This window comes from Candidatus Nitronereus thalassa (assembly GCF_032191465.1).
In the GTDB taxonomy this organism is placed as follows: Bacteria; Nitrospirota; Nitrospiria; order Nitrospirales; family UBA8639; genus Nitronereus; species Nitronereus thalassa.
The window spans coordinates 750,497-765,633 of sequence record NZ_JAQOUE010000001.1 but is presented as its reverse complement, the minus strand read 5'-3'; the positions used below and the strand labels follow the sequence as shown (position 1 = coordinate 765,633).

Sequence of the window (15,137 nt, the reverse complement as noted above, 5' to 3'; positions counted from 1 at the left end):
TTCTCCCCAACATTTAAAAGGCCGAAGAGGGCACGATGAGATCGTGCAGCTACACAAAATATGCCGGGGAGGTTTTCGTTGTTGATTCTTCTCTTGCTCGAGGTCATGTCTTGCTTGACAACATATTTTTGCTTCCCTAGAGTGTTGCCTTAACATTGACAAATAGAGCACGGGTGCAGGGAAGAAGGTGTAACTCCTTCGCGGTCCCGCCGCTGTAACTGGAAACGAACCCCGCAGAGGCCACTGTCACTACCACGGTTTTGATGGGAAGGCGCGGGAAGTAGGTTAGTATCCAGGAGCCAGAAGACCTACCCGAGCTACGAATGCTGTGTTCCATTTTTTATGTGGACACGGGATTCACGACCTTCGATCCCTCGGGGCTGGGGAGCGGGTGAGGATGAAGACGCGGGTGCAATCCTCAAGGTCGTTAAGGCCTTGGGGATTTTTTTATGGTTGGTGGTCATGATCCGCTCCGCTTCTCCTTTTCTGGAAAACGGCATTGTGTTCTGCGCCTTTTTCTTGCAAGCCTGCCTCTGACTCTGCTTATCTTATTTTCAAGTAGCCCTTTTTTTGGTTTTTCCGATGATTCAACTGCCATGAAGCGTCGTCAACAAGGAATTCTTACCGGCATGCCGTTTATGGCCAATGTGGCCCCTCGGACGTTTGTCGATGATACCGGGCGGAAGATTTATTTAGCGAAGACTCCCAAGAGGGTGGTATCCCTGGCTCCCAGTATTACGGAAATTTTATTTGCTATTGGGGCGGGAGACTCCGTGGTCGGAGTCACGGAGTTTTGTGATTATCCACCAGAGGCGATGACCCGAACGGTGGTAGGGGATTCTCGTCCCAACCTTGAAGGGGTTTTGGCCTTAGAGCCTGACCTTGTGTTAGCCATGGAAGTCATTCGGGATGATGTCCTAAAAACCCTTCAACAACTCAAGATTCCGCTGTTTATTTTAGAAGCCAAATCCTTGGAGCATGTGTATTCTCATATCCAGACGCTGGGGCGTATGTTGGGACGAGTTCCAGAGGCCAATACCCTGGCTCATAACATGCGACAAGAGATTCAGGGTATTGCGGAACAAACGCGCTCGTTACCGAAGCCGCGCGTTTTATATGTGGTCTATCCACAGCCCTTCATTACTGTTGGTGAAGGGAGTTTCATTCATCAGCTTTTAGAACTTGCTGGGGGAGACAATGTGGCAAAGGATGCGGGAAATGCTTATCCTCGTTTGAGTATGGAAGTGGTGTTGCAAAAAGATCCGGAGATCATTTTATTCCCCACGATGGAGGGGCAGAATACCCCTGAGACGGATTTGGCACAATGGAAGAGGTGGACCACGATGAGTGCGGTGAAGCACGAGCGTTTGCACCTGGTGCCGTGGGGACTCATCAGCAGGCCTGGTCCTCGTTTGGTGCAAGGCCTCGAATCCCTTGCCAAGGCTATTCATCCTGAACTTTTTCGAGAGAGCTGATCAATGCCTGATATGCCCGTGAATAGCCAGGCTTCTCATCAATCAGCGGATGCCCTGCGAATTCAGGGTGAGGCAACGGCTGGTACAGCTATTACCTACTTGTCAGCAATTCGTTGGCTCACAAGCCTTTCTGTGTTGGGAATTCTGAGTGTATTGGTCGGAGTGGGATGTTTAATGATAGGCGCGGAATCTCTTGGAGTGACCGCTGTCCTTCAGTCCTTGGGGATGGCTCTAAAAGAAGGCCAAGCAGATGTTGAGTCCGTTGGAGTGTCCGGAGTGATTCTGTTGCAAGTCCGGCTACCACGGGTCGTATTAGCTTTCCTTGTTGGCAGTTCGCTGGCTGCCGTTGGAGTGGCGTTGCAAGCGCTGCTGCGAAACCCGTTAGCCGATCCCTATGTGCTTGGGATCTCCAGTGGTGCGGCCTTTGGCGCGACGCTGGGCATTTTGCTTGGTATCGGTGGAACGGTGATGGGGCTTTCGGTGTTGCCGCTTTGGGCGTTTGTGGGTGGTCTGCTCTCTATTCTCGTGGTGTATCGGATTAGCATCACGTATCGAATGTTATCGGTCCATACGCTGTTATTGGCTGGAGTGATTCTAAATGCACTGTTTTCCGCGCTGATCATGTTTACTGTTTCCATTGCTGATCCCAGTCGGGCCTTCAAAATGATGATGTGGTTGATGGGCACGTTGGGTTCTCCCGAATATTCCACCTTGGCTTGGTTGGTGATGTTTTTAAGTGTCGGTGGCTTGTGGTTGTTTTGGGCCGCCCGACCGCTCAACATTTTAACCATGGGAGAAGAAACGGCCAGGGCGTTAGGGGTTGAAATCGAACGGGTGAAAAAATTGATTTTTGTGATAGCCGCTCTCATGACCGGGGCCGTGGTATCGATTGCCGGGCTCATTGGGTTTGTGGGAATGGTGGTGCCGCACACCGTTCGCATGATCGTCGGGGCTGATCATCGGTTGCTGCTACCAGCTTCTGCCTTGGTTGGCGGCATATTTCTGATGATTGCTGATACCCTCGCTCGTACCGTGTTGGCTCCAACCGAATTGCCAGTAGGAGTGGTGACGGCGCTTGTTGGAGGACCAGTCTTTATCTATTTACTGGTTAAGCGACGCGCGGGAGTGGCCTTGTGAAAAGGACATCTGATCAGTCTTTGGCTTTTGAGGTTCAAGGATTGTCCTTTCGATATGATCGTACTCAGGATCGTGGATGGGCTCTTAAGGATATTCATTGTTCAATTCGTACAGGTTCGATTGTTGGGATCATTGGGCCCAATGGATCGGGGAAGACATCTTTGCTCAAGTTATTTATGGGCCTGTTGCAGCCGGAATCCGGAGCGATTTCTTTGTTTGGGCAAGAGCTGAGGACGATGCGGCCGGCAACGATTGCGCAACAGATTGCCTTGGTGCCTCAGGAGACGTCTCAGGTATTTCCCTTTACCATTGGTGAATTAGTGCTGATGGGACGATTTCCGTTTCATCAGCCATTTGATGGGTGGGGATGGGATTCGTCTGCCGATGTTCACCTGGCGACTCAAGCCATGGCGGATATGGAGGTTCGCACCTTAGCGGATCGCATGATGTCCGAGGTGTCAGGCGGGGAACGCCAACGTGCCATGATTGCTCGCGCCTTAACGCAAGATCCCCGGATCTTATTATTGGATGAACCCACGGCATTTTTAGATCTTCACCATCAATTAGATATTGTTCGGAAGCTGCGACAGTTGAATCAGAGTCGTGGGCTGACGGTGGTGATGGTTTCGCATGATTTAAATCTCGCGAGTCAATGCTGCGATCAATTATTTTTATTGCACCAGGGGAAAATCATCACACATGGCACCCCCTCAGAGGTTATTAGACCTGAAGTCCTTGAGCCGGTGTACCGGTGTCAGATCCTCGTGGATGAACATCCGCATTCGCATGCGCCACGAGTGACGTTGTCCGTGTGAGGAGGAATTGACCTCTCACATGTTTGTTCACCAATCAGGGGTGGTCTTTTGGTTACTGCCCCGTAACGAAAGGAACGGGATCGAGGAAAAATTTCGGCATGTGTCGGGGAAGATGGTGTAAATCCATCACGGTGCCGCCACTGTAAGCGGGGAATAACTCTGCAAGAAAGCCACTGGCCAGGGAAATAATGAGTGAGTCGTTGTTCTAACGACTCGCGCATTGGCTGGGAAGGCGCAGAGAAGTCGTGATCCGCAAGTCAGGAAACCCAGCTGCCGCTACCTTCTCAACCCACCCTTCGAGCCAAAGGGAGGTCGTTCATGTCTGCAATTGTTTATTATCTTTTCCTGCTTTTTCTTCTCACCGCTTCTTCTCCTAGTTTGATAGTTTACGCTACAACGGATATTTCTGACACCGAGATTCAGAATGTTCAGCAAATGAAAGAATACGTGATTAGTGATTCACGGTTGCCTGCCATCCAGACAGACAAATATTCCGTCCCAGCAAAAATCACCGTCATTACGGCGGAGGATATCCAGAAATTTGGCGCAAAGACAGTTCAGGAAGCTCTCCAATACGCAACGGGAATCGTCATGTATAACGAAGTCGGTAATGCATTTGAACATCGGGTAGATATGCGTGGATTTAATTCCACTCCTGTTTCTTCAATTTCTGTTTTTGTGGATGGTATGCGGGCCAATGAGCCTAGCTTCAACACAATAAACTTTGATCTCATCCCCTTTGAAACGATTGAACGAATTGAGGTTATTCCAGGCCCCAATGCCATCTTTGGAAAAAACACTTTGGGGGGAACCATCAACATCGTGACAAAAACAGGCACCACGAAACGTCAGGTATCTGGAGAAGTTGCTCGGGGAAGCTTTGACCGTGAACGATATAATATGAATGCAAGTGGCCCAGTCGGAGATTTTAATTACTATTTCAATTTTACACAGGAATCAGAAGCTGGATTTCGGGATGAGGGTGGTGGGGATGTTCAACGATTTTTTAGTAAATTAGGATATCGACCTACAGACAATACGGACGTCAATATTTCATATACCTATGTCAAAAGTCATTTTAGTCAAGCAGGTGCTAGTCCTATTCGAATTGCGGAAAATAACCCGAAAGCCAATGTATCACCGGGAGACTTTTTTGACCGTGAGAATAACGTGGTGCGAATAAATCTTAAACAGATTTTACCTGAGGGATTCACTTTTTCTGCAAATGGCACTTATCGGAATCTTCAACAAGCTTCGTTCTTGGTCAGTAACCCTTTTGCCTTGGGAGGTAGTTTCCCAACCAGCACAACTGCCGCGGATACCGAGAGTTGGTCTGGAACTTTTCAATTGGCTCAACAATCATCTCCGTTTGGTTTTAAAAATGAAGCGGTAATGGGAGTTGAGGTGACGTGGAACGACTTTGATAGTCAGGCGGTTTCAGCCTTCTCATCAAGCTTTTCCGATTCCAGTGAAGATGTCTTGGGTCTCTACGTTCAAGACTCCGTTCATGTGTCATCACAAGTCATACTTTCTGGTGGATTGCGATTTGACAAGAGCGACATTGACTTTATGGAAAAGACGAATCCTTCTTTAAATGCAGACATAGATTTTGATCGAGTTACTCCCCGAGCAGGGATCACTTATCTGGTGACGCCGACTTCAAGTGTATATTTCACATTCTCCCAGGGATTTAGAACTCCTACCGTCCAGGAAATGTTCGCCAGTGCCTTTACGTCCAATCCGAATCTCAGCCCTGTACGCTCGAAGAACTACGAGGTCGGGGGAAATGCTAAAATTGGCACCTGGGGGGATGTTGCTATTACTTTTTACCAGTCGGACATTAAGGATGAAATTTTTCTGACATGCATTCTTTGCGATTTTTCAGCATTTGATGGGATTAATCGGAACCTAGATAAGACGAGGCGAAGGGGTGTGGAAATGACGATAAGCGTACGGCCCGTAACCTATTTCGATGGCCAAATCAACTATACGTTTACAGAAGCACAATTCCGCAGCCCAATTAATTTTGGATCTGGTACTAATAACATGCGAGTTGCGGATGTGGGAGACACCTTGCCTCTGGTTCCCAAACATCGCTTGAGTGTAATTGGAAATTTGCGGCCGGTAGAAGGCGTAACTCTTTCAGTTATGGGTTTGTATGTCGGTTCACAATTCTTGCAGAACGATGAAGGGAACACTTCTTCAAGTCTGCCAGGATATTTTGTACTTAATGGTAAGGCCGCATATGAGCGCGACGTCCCTGGAGGTATTTTTACAGCCTTTTTGCAATTCAATAATATTTTAGATGCTAACAATTTTTCTAGAGGAATTTATGCGGCGGATCGCATTCCCGGTGGTGATGGATCCACAGTACAGTTCGTTGTGCCGGAGCCCGGCTTTGCAATGTTTGGTGGGATAAGCTACCAATTTAATGCCTTTCCTCGGTAACCCCTGATGCCCTTTTATGTTTAGAAATTACCCTCGACTCATCATTGCCGGAACACATAGTGGAGTAGGGAAGACTACTGTTTCTCTTGCCCTAATGGCAGCGTTGACGGCCCAAGGTCGTCGTGTGCAACCGTTTAAGATTGGCCCTGATTTCCTTGATCCCATGCATCACAACGCCGTGACTGGGCGACATTCCTATAACTTGGATGGGTGGATGCTTGATGCTTCCGCTAACAAATATGCCTTTGAACAGGCTGCTCGTGAAGCAGATCTTTCGATCATCGAAGGGATGATGGGATTGTTTGATGGAGCCTCGGCTGTTGATGATTCTGGCAGTACTGCTCAGATGGCAAAGCATCTCAGCGCCCCAGTATTGCTAGTTGTTGATGGGAGTGCGATGGCTCGTTCTGTGGCGGCTATGGTATGTGGCTATGCGACTTTTGACCCTGACATTCGTGTGGTAGGGGTGGTGTTCAATCGAGTGAATAGCAAGGGACATTTTGTGTTGCTTAGAGATTCTGTTGAAAATAGTTGTAGTGTAAAGGTCGTTGGATATTTGAAATCTGATCCAGTGGTGACCATTGAGGACCGACATTTAGGATTGCGGGTGGCGTTTGAGCAGATGGGAACGGATGTATACGACAAATTGGGAGAATCGGCTATAGAGACGATTGACCTGGCATTGGTCGAAGATCTAGCTGCTTCTCATAATGTTCCTTCGTCTCCACCTGTAAAAATTCTTCAAGAAATTCCAAAAACGATTGGTGGTCCCAATAAAACTGTGAAGATCGGCATTGCCTACGATTCAGCATTCTGTTTTTACTATCAGGAAAACTTTTCTGCGATGCGTGACCAAGGTGCGGAGTTAATTTTCTTTTCCCCCTTAGTGGATGTTGAGATGCCAAAAGTAGATTTACTCTATCTTGGGGGCGGGTATCCCGAACTCCATGAAAAAGGATTATCCGAAAATATTCGCATGCGCCAGGCCATTAAAGATTTTGCTTGTCGAGGTGGAGCGGTCTATGCGGAGTGTGGTGGTCTGATGTATTTGATGAACTCGATTGAAGATTTTGAGGGGCAGAAATTTCCTATGGTCGGTGTGTTTCCTTATGTGGCGAAGATGTCTCGTTCCCACATGATGATCGGGTATCGCCATCTTGAACTGATTGAATCTTGTATGCTTGGGCCTTCAGGACTGCAGGCCCGTGGACATGAGTTTCACTATTCGACGCTGGTTCCCCTTGATGAGGAATTTGAGGGTGAGTTTGTGTGTCAGATTTCAGATGCATCTCGATCACATAAGGGGCCGGATGGGTTGAAATTTCAGAATACGCTTGCGTTATATACACACCTTCATTTTGGTAGTCAGGCGGCTCTTGCCAAAAATCTCGTTGATTTTTCCGCGCAAACTCGATCAGGGATAATTTGATGGATCAATCCAAAATTTTGTGGAAAGCCGAGAGCCATTTTCCTCTGCAACCCACATGTGTCATTGGTTTCTGAGGAGTAAAGGGAATCTTTGATTGACTTGTTTTGGAGTTAGCGTCTTTTCGTAAATGCAGTTTCTCATTCTGCTCATTCATGTGTTAGAAGCGCCATAAGATGGCGGAGCTACGAAAGCCGGGTGGTTTGCAGTCGTAATCTGATTTGTGCCTCCCATTGAAACGAGAAAGGTTGCGAATACAGTGGCAATATCTCAAAATGGCCAAGGCTTGATGAAAGCCTGTGAGCGTTGTGGGCAAACTTTTTCTTGTGGGCCCGTCTATTCTTGCTGGTGCTATGAGAGGATTCTAGCCGATGGCAAGCGAGAGATGGTCTCTTCCCAGTTTCAGGATTGCCTCTGTCAAACCTGTTTAGATCAAATTAGTCAATCCGCCTAGCAAACTCATTTGTGGGGAACTTTTGGGAATGTGTCATGAGGAGAAATTGTGAGAATTTCTAAGGTTTACACCAAGACCGGTGATGGCGGTCGCACCCGATTAGCCGGAGGACAGGAAGTTGCGAAAAATGCGATTCGAGTTGAGGCCTACGGAACTGTGGATGAGTTGAATTCCATTATTGGATTGGCCCGTGTGTTTAACCAAGATTTGGTTAAACGAGATGAGGCCTCTGCGAAGTTAGAAGGATTTTTGAAGTGGATTCAAAATAAACTATTTGATGTTGGTGGCCTTCTCGCAACCCCTCCTGGTCAAGTTTTTACCAATATGCCAACCGTGACTGAAAAGGATGTAGAACAGTTAGAGCGTTGGATCGATCAGTGCCAGGAAGACCTAGCTCCCTTAAAGGAATTTTTGTTGCCTGGGGGTGGAAAGGTTTCTGGTTTTTTACATCAGGCCCGGACTGTGTCTCGTCGGGCTGAACGGATGTGCGTGACTTTGATTCATGAGGAATCTGTCCCCGAACATATCATTCCTTTTTTAAATCGATTGAGCGATGCGTTTTTTGTGTTTGCGCGTTGGATTGGACATCACACAGGAGAGCCAGAATTCTTATGGGATCGATCAGTTCCCGGCAAATAATTGGTTTGGGGTTGTTGGTGCTTCTGGCTATTGTGGGGTTTTTGTATTCCCAACCCAAAGCAACCGCACCTCCTGTTCCTAATGATCCCAAGGCTGAAGAGGCTTTGGAGTTGGTGCGGAATCATCCTGCTCGAAATGCCCCAACTCTTGAGGAGGCGGTGAATCGCTATGTCCAAGATTTAGAGACGAAGGGTATTCAGTATCATAAAGGTGAGTGGCAGGTGGGAGAAGAGCAACCTGGTGTTTATGCTGTAAGGGTGTTAGTTCGAGAAAAAGGTTTTAATGAATGGATTCAGCGAGAGTTCGCATGGCGGGTGACCTTGAAAGATAAAACCATTCGCGTGATCTCTTTGGCTGCGATTCATTTTATGCCTTTTCATGAATTGCCGCCGCTGCCGCATCAGGATCAAATATCTTTTAGGAAGGGCAATCCTGATCTTTCAGCGCAATTTGTATAGTGCCGTTTTCAACTCGGAGAGGAAAACAGGCCACAGCCCAATCGTCCACCGGGTTTTTGAGACATTGTCCGGTGCGGACATTAAATTTCCAGCCATGCCAAGGACATCGCACGGTGTCTCCGTGCAAAATACCTTCTCCCAAGGGGCCACCCGCATGGGGACATGTATTATCGAGGGCAAAAATTTCTCCATCCACGTTGAAGAGGGCCACACCTCGACCTTCCGGATCTACTTCAACTGATAGGCAAGATCCTGGAGGAAGATCCGAGAGTTTTGCAGCATCAATAAACTTCACGCGGATGGCTCCCAATTGATAATTTCCCCGAGAAAGGGCGGATTTTAACAAGGGTGGGCAGGTGCTGCAAGAGAATTTCCCGAGGGTGGTTGTTGATTCCCAATAGGGGCTGATGCTATACACACACCATTCAATCCTGGGGTGTTCACGAACCTGGAGGTCCTTATAGCTAATGGAAATGACCCTGCTCTTGAATGCGACCTATGAACCGTTGCGGGTCGTTGATTGGAAAAAGGCCATTACCCTCTTGTGCCAAGAGAAAGTCGAAGTCCTTGAATTTTATGATAAGGATATTCGCGGTGTGGCAATCACCTTCAAGCTGCCCTCGGTGATGCGGCTTCTCAATGTGGTAAAGTTAAAAGCCACGCACCGTTCGGTGAAGTTTTCTCGAATTAATATTTTTACCCGCGATAAATATACCTGCCAATATTGTTGCAAGAAGTTTCGAACGGAGGAGCTGACCTTCGACCACGTGCTTCCGATTGCAAAGGGTGGAAAGAAGACCTGGGAGAATATTGTCACGGCTTGCTGGCGTTGTAATAATCGAAAGAGTGGTCGAACACCAGGTGAAGCGCATATGCGGTTAAAGAAGAAACCGGAAAAGCCGCGCTGGAACCCTACGTTAACTATCATGATTGGAATTCGAAATGCGCCAGATAGTTGGAGAGATTATCTCTATTGGCATATGGAGTTAGATTCAGACGACTAGAGTTTGGGTAATATCATCGTGGTTGCCTGAGAGGCGATAGGGGGAGTTTCCCTCTCTGTGCTCCTGCCAACGTTTTTCAATTTTTTCCACATGGTAAAGAACAGTCTAGATGCCCTCGCTGTAGAGAGGCTGTCGGCCCTTTCTGGAACTTTCTTGCGCGGCACATGGATTTGAGCATGAATGAATAAGGAGTGGGTATGAGTGAAAATGCGGGGTTCCAAATTTCTCTGGATATTCAGGGTCGGCTTTGTGTGGCAATTGGTGGAGATGATGAAACCTTTGAAAAGGTTTCACGGTTATTGGATGTTGGCGCGAAAGTCATTGTGGTGAATCCGACACTGACAACTGCTCTTAAAAAACTCACTGCGTCAGGAAAGATCATTCATCGAGGGCGACATTTTCGATCCACCGATGCGCAGGATGCGTTCCTAGTTCTTAATTTGTTGCGTGAGGATACGGACTTATCCAAATCGTTATTTGAGTTGGCCAAGACAGAGCGTTTCTTGGTGTGGTCGATTGATCAGCCGGATCGATCGCATTTCATGATGCCGGCGTTGATTAAGTCAGGGCCCCTCCGAGTGGCGATTAGTACGAGTGGAGCCTCGCCGGCCTTGGCGAGTGAGTTACGTCGGTACGGTGAGTCGATCTTTGATGAAGAGTTCGGACAGTTTCTCGATTCATTAAGCGCCCTGCGTGAAGAATTGAAGAAAAGCGAACCCAATGATGCGCGTCGCCGGGAACGACTCAAGGAAGCCGTGGAAGGCTTTCGGTTCACCGGGACGATCACCTATCCTGCATCATGGGAGGCGCAAAAGAAGCTCTCGGCTTCGTAATCACACAAGGAAGGTAGACCAATGGTGTTGCTAGAATTTAGTATGTCTCCGTTAGGGAAAAGTGAAAGTGTTGGCAAGTATGTCTCTCGCTCATTGGAAATTATTGATCGCAGTGGTGTGGAGTACCGCTTGAATCCGATGGGGACAGTTCTGGAAGGTGAGTGGGATGAAGTGATGGATGTGGTTCGCCAATGTTATGAACGGATGAAAAAAGATTGTAATCGAATCTCCTGTACGATGAAGGTGGACTATCGAAAAGGTAAAAAGGGGCGTTTAAGTGGCAAAGTGGCCAGTGTGGAAAAACGACTGAAGAAAAAATTGAAGACGTGATAGATGAACCGAAAAATGAATTTTTCGCTTCACCTGTCACTGATTAGGCCTCATGATTTATGAGAGTGGTTCATACTTCCGATTCACTCTTGGGCCGATGCTACACAAGACCTCATAGGGAATTGAGTCCTGCCACTGAGCGATGTCAGTAGCCGAAATAGATTCTTTGCCCTGCGTTCCTAGCAATACGACCTCGTCGCCAACCTTCGCATTTGGCACATCGGTGATATCGATGAGCGTCATATCCATGCAAATTCGTCCAACAATTGGCACGCGTGTATTTCCAATGAGTACTTTTCCTTGGTTCGAGAGTCGGCGGTGGTATCCGTGCGCATATCCAATGGGAAGAATGCCAATTTGAGAAGGGCGGGCCGTCCGAAATATCCCGTTATAGCTTAGTGGTTCCCCTGCTCCGACGGATTTGGTTTGTGCGAGTTTTGTCACGAGGCTCAGTACGGGTTTTAGATCCAAGGCGGTGGCAAAAGGAAGCACGGGTTGGTAGCCATAGAGCAGCAACCCTGGTCTGACCATGTCCAAATGAGATTGCGGGTGCGCTACGATGCCGGCGGTATTCGCAGCATGAAGGCTGGGGATCATGATGCCTTTGAGGCGGAGTTGGTCGACCATGGATTGAAATTGGTCAAGTTGGTAATGAGTAAAGGCCGGATCAACACTATCGGCATCGGCTAAATGCGTCATAAGGCTTTCCAGAACCAAAGACCCTTGGAAAAGAGGCGAGTCCAGGAGGGAGGTGAGCGCATCAGGTGAGAGGCCGAGTCTTCTCATGCCCGTATCTACTTTAATGTGAACCGGATAGGGTGTTTGGTCCGGGGAGAGCTCTTTGGCGAATTGATGGGCAGTGTCGGCGTCGGAAATGACCGGCGTGAGTTGGTAGTGAATCAGGTCTGGAAGTTGCCAAGAAAATGTTGCGCCTAAAACAATAATAGATCCTGTTAATCCTGCTTCTCGGAGGGCAACTCCTTCTTGAATGGTGGCAACACCAAATTTGGTAATGCCCAGCTGGGCCAAGGTTTTGGCGATGACGATACTCCCATGCCCGTATCCATCGGCTTTGACGACAGCCAATATTTCACAGCGTGGTGCTAAGAATGTTCGTAGGGCGGAAAGGTTGTGTGCCAAGGCATGAAGGTGAATGATCGCGGTCGTTGGAGAGAGATAGGAGGAGACCGGTGGTGGGAAGAGAGAGAGCGATGCTGTCATAATATCCTTAAATTTCGAGTATCTCCTCCTCCTTCTTTTTCAACAATTCATCCACTTTTTTAATTTCGGCATCGGTGAATTTCTGAATTTCGGCTTCACCGCGACGTAATTCGTCTTCGGTAATGGTTGAATCTTTCTGTAATTTTTTGAGTTCGTCATTGCCTTCTCGCCGAATTCCACGGATATGGACTTTGGTATCCTCGCCATATTTTTTACTGACCTTCACCAGATCTCTTCGGCGTTCCTCACTCAGTGGCGGAATGGGAAGGCGAATGAGTTTGCCATCATTGGAAGGTGTGATGCCAATGTCCGAACAGGTAATGGCCTTTTCAATTTCTTTAATCAGTGATGTGTCCCAGGGTTGAATGGTAATGAGCCGTCCGTCCGGCATGGCGAGATTTCCCACCTGTTTGAGGGGCGTGGGGGTACCGTAATAATCCACTTTGATTTGGTCTAAGATGGACAGCGAGGCTCGACCACCTCGAAGACCAGAGAGTTCCTTTTTTAGGTGCTCAAGCGCCCCTTCCATTTTTTTTTGGATTTTGTCTAGAGTAGGTTGATAGGCCATAACCAATTACCTCGTGTTATGGATGTTTGGGGGTGGTGGTGACGAGTGTGCCAATTTTTTCTTTGTTGACCACACGTTTCAGGTTTCCTGTTTCAGATAAATTAAAGACAATCAAGGGAAGCTTGTTGTCCATGCACAAAGTGATCGCTGTGGAATCCATAACTTTTAATCGTTTATTCAAAACCGTCAAAAATGATACTTCCTCGAACATTGTGGCCTTTGGATTTGTTACGGGATCTGAATCATAAATACCATTAACCTTGGTACCTTTTAATATGACGTCCGCCCCAATTTCCATGGCCCGAAGCGCGGCAGCGGTATCGGTGGTAAAATACGGGTTTCCTGTGCCGGCAGCAAAAATGACGACTCGTTTTTTTTCCAAATGGCGAATGGCTCGCCGACGAATATATCCCTCGGCTAATTGACGCATCTCAATGGCGGAGAGCACGCGTGTGGTGATCTCACGTTTCTCAAGGGCATTTTGAAGAGCGAGGGCATTGAGCATGGTGGCTAACATGCCCATATAATCTGCCGAAGCTCGTTCCATCCCGGTTGCGCTAGCGGCTATGCCACGAAAAATATTGCCGCCACCGATCACCAAAGCCACTTCCACCTCCATCTTGACGACTTCTGAGATTTCTTCGGCTAACGTATGGAGGATATCGGGTTGAATGCCGTAGGCTTGTGTGCCCGCCAACATTTCACCACTAATTTTTAATAGGATACGACGGTATCTGGAGGGCGTCATTCCTGGCCTAGTTGATACCGAGTAAATCTCGCGATGGAGATATTTTCTCCAAGTTTGGCAATTTTTTGAGTCAAAATTTCTTTAATAGTGATATTGGGATCCTTGATGAAACTTTGCTCAAGGAGACATTGTTCTTGAAAGAATTTTTCCAACTTTCCCTGAACGATTTTTTCCCAAGCGGCTTCTGGTTTTCCTAATTCTTTGGCTTGACCTATATACACGGCTTTTTCGCGTTCGACTTGCTCTGCCGGGACTTCTTCGCGTTGCACATAGGTAGGGTTGGCTGCGGCGATTTGAAGGGCAACATCCTTGACTAAACTTTGAAATTCTTCATTTCGCGCGACAAAGTCTGTTTCACAATTGATTTCCACGAGAACGCCAATCTTGCTTCCTGCATGTATGTAAGACGAAATGACGCCTTCTTTGGTTTCGCGTCCTGCCTTTTTAGCGGCGGCAGCCAGGCCTTTTTGGCGAAGGAGGTCAATGGCTTTTTCAATGTCGCTGTTGGTTTCTTTGAGCGCGCCCTGGCAGTCGAGAATGCCCGCTCCTGTTTTTGCTCGAAGTTCCTTCACCAAGGCACTCATACTCATAGTCTTGCGTTCTCCCTTTTTCCTATCGTGCAAATAATCTAAAGGTCAATAGAATTAAAATCGAATCATGATCCTAGTGCCGTGTTTCCATTCACGCTGGTTCATTTTCTGAGGTTCGGGCGGAAATCATCTCGGCCATGATATTGTCTTCTTCTGGGACAACAGGGGCATCCTGTTTGTCAATCATAGATTGACCCTCAAGGCAGGCATCGGCAATTTTCGTCGTAAAGAGTTTTAATGCGCGGATTGCGTCATCGTTCCCGGGAATGGGATAGTCAATTCCATCAGGGTCGCAATTGCTGTCGACAATGGCCACAACCGGAATTCCCAGGCGATTGGCTTCTTTAATGGTTATGTGCTGAATTCTAGTGTCTAGTACGTAGACGCAGCCAGGAAGATTTTCCATTCCCTTAATTCCACTCAGGTATTTCTCTAGCTTACCGCGCTCTTTCTCCATCAGCAGGATTTCTTTTTTCTTGAGCCGCTCGTAGGTGCCATCAGTTTGGGCAGCTTCAAACTTTTTTAATTGGTTAATGCTTTTACGAATGGTTTGGAAATTGGTTAGCATCCCGCCCAACCATCGCTGGGTGACATAAAACATGTTACAACGCTTGGCCTCTTCCTCGACAATATTAATTGCCTGACGTTTGGTTCCGACAAAGAGCACTGTTTCCCCCGCAGCCACGGTATCTCGGACAAAATCGTAGGCGCGCTGAAACAGTTGGGCTGATTGTTTCAGGTCAATGATGTATATGCCGTTCTTTTCACCGAAAATGTAGGATTTCATTTTGGGGTTCCATCGATTGGTTTGATGCCCAAAATGAACACCCGCTTCCAACATATCTTTAATGGTCACCATACTTGCTTAGCCACCCCCTCCCGTGACGTCATGGTTTTTCAGTGAGAACTGACAGGTTAATGGTTTGAACAAACCCCAATTGTTGACCCGAAAGCCCTGCATTGTGACATCTGTCTGGTTGTTGTGAAATAG

At 47.6% G+C, this 15,137-nt stretch carries 17 protein-coding genes and 2 riboswitches; of the genes, 11 read left to right on the top strand and 6 right to left on the bottom strand.

From position 1 onward, the window contains the following. The first annotated feature begins 154 nt into the window (after positions 1–154). Positions 155–330: riboswitch (cobalamin riboswitch) on the top strand. A gap of 266 nt (positions 331–596) precedes the next feature. From PPG34_RS03620 to PPG34_RS03590, 8 genes are all read left to right on the top strand, one after another. Then, entirely contained in the window at positions 597–1,475 is an 879-nt protein-coding gene (locus tag PPG34_RS03620) for an ABC transporter substrate-binding protein (RefSeq protein WP_313831775.1), read from the top strand. Positions 1,476–1,478: 3 nt separating this feature from the next. Next, positions 1,479–2,612: a FecCD family ABC transporter permease gene (locus PPG34_RS03615; RefSeq protein ID WP_313831774.1), complete on the top strand. Its 1,134-nt coding sequence runs from the start codon at positions 1,479–1,481 to the stop codon at positions 2,610–2,612. Continuing rightward, on the top strand, positions 2,609–3,427 hold the full coding sequence (locus PPG34_RS03610; protein WP_313831773.1) for an ABC transporter ATP-binding protein: 819 nt from the start codon (positions 2,609–2,611) through the stop codon (positions 3,425–3,427). Before PPG34_RS03615 ends, PPG34_RS03610 begins: the two co-directional genes overlap by 4 nt. A 105-nt stretch (positions 3,428–3,532) precedes the next feature. Beyond that, a riboswitch (cobalamin riboswitch) is annotated at positions 3,533–3,695 on the top strand. A gap of 50 nt (positions 3,696–3,745) precedes the next feature. Beyond that, positions 3,746–5,875 (top strand): TonB-dependent receptor, encoded by a 2,130-nt coding sequence (locus PPG34_RS03605; protein WP_313831772.1) that lies wholly within the window; start codon positions 3,746–3,748, stop codon positions 5,873–5,875. 16 nt (positions 5,876–5,891) lie between these two features. Further along, positions 5,892–7,304: a cobyrinic acid a,c-diamide synthase CobB gene (locus tag PPG34_RS03600; RefSeq protein WP_313831771.1), complete on the top strand. Its 1,413-nt coding sequence runs from the start codon at positions 5,892–5,894 to the stop codon at positions 7,302–7,304. A 286-nt stretch (positions 7,305–7,590) separates the two neighbouring features. After that, entirely contained in the window at positions 7,591–7,755 is a 165-nt protein-coding gene (locus PPG34_RS18320; RefSeq protein ID WP_420888081.1) for a cysteine-rich CWC family protein, read from the top strand. Between the two features lie 48 nt (positions 7,756–7,803). After that, complete coding sequence (locus PPG34_RS03595) at positions 7,804–8,394, top strand: cob(I)yrinic acid a,c-diamide adenosyltransferase (protein WP_313831770.1); 591 nt, start codon at positions 7,804–7,806, stop codon at positions 8,392–8,394. Next, on the top strand, positions 8,367–8,852 hold the full coding sequence (locus PPG34_RS03590) for a hypothetical protein (protein ID WP_313831769.1): 486 nt from the start codon (positions 8,367–8,369) through the stop codon (positions 8,850–8,852). The genes PPG34_RS03595 and PPG34_RS03590 overlap by 28 nt, the downstream gene beginning before the upstream one ends. Here PPG34_RS03590 and PPG34_RS03585 read toward each other — a convergent pair. After that, complete coding sequence (locus PPG34_RS03585) at positions 8,812–9,270, bottom strand: Rieske (2Fe-2S) protein (protein ID WP_313831768.1); 459 nt, start codon at positions 9,268–9,270, stop codon at positions 8,812–8,814. The two genes, PPG34_RS03590 and PPG34_RS03585, sit on opposite strands and share 41 nt — an antisense overlap. A 49-nt stretch (positions 9,271–9,319) precedes the next feature. Between PPG34_RS03585 and PPG34_RS03580 the strand changes: the two genes are divergently transcribed. From PPG34_RS03580 to PPG34_RS03570, 3 genes are all read left to right on the top strand, one after another. After that, entirely contained in the window at positions 9,320–9,856 is a 537-nt protein-coding gene (locus tag PPG34_RS03580; RefSeq protein WP_313831767.1) for an HNH endonuclease, read from the top strand. Between the two features lie 197 nt (positions 9,857–10,053). Continuing rightward, positions 10,054–10,689 carry a precorrin-2 dehydrogenase/sirohydrochlorin ferrochelatase family protein gene (locus PPG34_RS03575; protein ID WP_313831766.1) on the top strand — a complete coding sequence of 212 codons (636 nt, stop codon included), beginning with the start codon at positions 10,054–10,056 and terminating at the stop codon, positions 10,687–10,689. A gap of 21 nt (positions 10,690–10,710) precedes the next feature. Then, a complete protein-coding gene (locus tag PPG34_RS03570; RefSeq protein WP_313831765.1) occupies positions 10,711–11,019 on the top strand; it encodes an MTH1187 family thiamine-binding protein in 309 nt (102 codons plus the stop codon). A 57-nt stretch (positions 11,020–11,076) separates the two neighbouring features. Here the strand turns inward: PPG34_RS03570 and alr are convergent, their stop codons facing one another. The 5 genes from alr to rpsB form a co-directional block, all read right to left on the bottom strand. Continuing rightward, positions 11,077–12,240: an alanine racemase gene (gene alr, locus PPG34_RS03565; protein WP_313831764.1), complete on the bottom strand. Its 1,164-nt coding sequence runs from the start codon at positions 12,238–12,240 to the stop codon at positions 11,077–11,079. A gap of 7 nt (positions 12,241–12,247) precedes the next feature. Next, positions 12,248–12,808: a ribosome recycling factor gene (gene frr, locus PPG34_RS03560; protein WP_313831763.1), complete on the bottom strand. Its 561-nt coding sequence runs from the start codon at positions 12,806–12,808 to the stop codon at positions 12,248–12,250. Positions 12,809–12,824: 16 nt separating this feature from the next. Further along, positions 12,825–13,556, bottom strand: a complete 732-nt coding sequence (pyrH, locus tag PPG34_RS03555) for a UMP kinase (protein WP_313831762.1) — start codon at positions 13,554–13,556, stop codon at positions 12,825–12,827. After that, a complete protein-coding gene (tsf, locus tag PPG34_RS03550) occupies positions 13,553–14,146 on the bottom strand; it encodes a translation elongation factor Ts (RefSeq protein ID WP_313831761.1) in 594 nt (197 codons plus the stop codon). Before tsf ends, pyrH begins: the two co-directional genes overlap by 4 nt. 91 nt (positions 14,147–14,237) lie before the next feature. Then, entirely contained in the window at positions 14,238–15,005 is a 768-nt protein-coding gene (rpsB, locus tag PPG34_RS03545) for a 30S ribosomal protein S2 (RefSeq protein ID WP_313831760.1), read from the bottom strand. Positions 15,006–15,137: the final 132 nt, after the last annotated feature.

Bases quoted from the DNA above. Each gene is read 5' to 3' on its own strand.
- PPG34_RS03620 (WP_313831775.1), top strand. From the start codon at position 597: ATGAAGCGTCGTCAACAAGGAATTCTTACCGGCATGCCGTTTATGGCC.
- pyrH (WP_313831762.1), bottom strand. From the start codon at position 13,556: ATGACGCCCTCCAGATACCGTCGTATCCTATTAAAAATTAGTGGTGAA.
- PPG34_RS18320 (WP_420888081.1), top strand. From the start codon at position 7,591: ATGAAAGCCTGTGAGCGTTGTGGGCAAACTTTTTCTTGTGGGCCCGTC.
- PPG34_RS03590 (WP_313831769.1), top strand. From the start codon at position 8,367: ATGGGATCGATCAGTTCCCGGCAAATAATTGGTTTGGGGTTGTTGGTG.
- PPG34_RS03580 (WP_313831767.1), top strand. From the start codon at position 9,320: ATGGAAATGACCCTGCTCTTGAATGCGACCTATGAACCGTTGCGGGTC.
- rpsB (WP_313831760.1), bottom strand. From the start codon at position 15,005: ATGGTGACCATTAAAGATATGTTGGAAGCGGGTGTTCATTTTGGGCAT.
- alr (WP_313831764.1), bottom strand. From the start codon at position 12,240: ATGACAGCATCGCTCTCTCTCTTCCCACCACCGGTCTCCTCCTATCTC.
- frr (WP_313831763.1), bottom strand. From the start codon at position 12,808: ATGGCCTATCAACCTACTCTAGACAAAATCCAAAAAAAAATGGAAGGG.
- PPG34_RS03615 (WP_313831774.1), top strand. From the start codon at position 1,479: ATGCCTGATATGCCCGTGAATAGCCAGGCTTCTCATCAATCAGCGGAT.
- PPG34_RS03575 (WP_313831766.1), top strand. From the start codon at position 10,054: ATGAGTGAAAATGCGGGGTTCCAAATTTCTCTGGATATTCAGGGTCGG.
- tsf (WP_313831761.1), bottom strand. From the start codon at position 14,146: ATGAGTATGAGTGCCTTGGTGAAGGAACTTCGAGCAAAAACAGGAGCG.
- PPG34_RS03600 (WP_313831771.1), top strand. From the start codon at position 5,892: ATGTTTAGAAATTACCCTCGACTCATCATTGCCGGAACACATAGTGGA.
- PPG34_RS03605 (WP_313831772.1), top strand. From the start codon at position 3,746: ATGTCTGCAATTGTTTATTATCTTTTCCTGCTTTTTCTTCTCACCGCT.
- PPG34_RS03570 (WP_313831765.1), top strand. From the start codon at position 10,711: ATGGTGTTGCTAGAATTTAGTATGTCTCCGTTAGGGAAAAGTGAAAGT.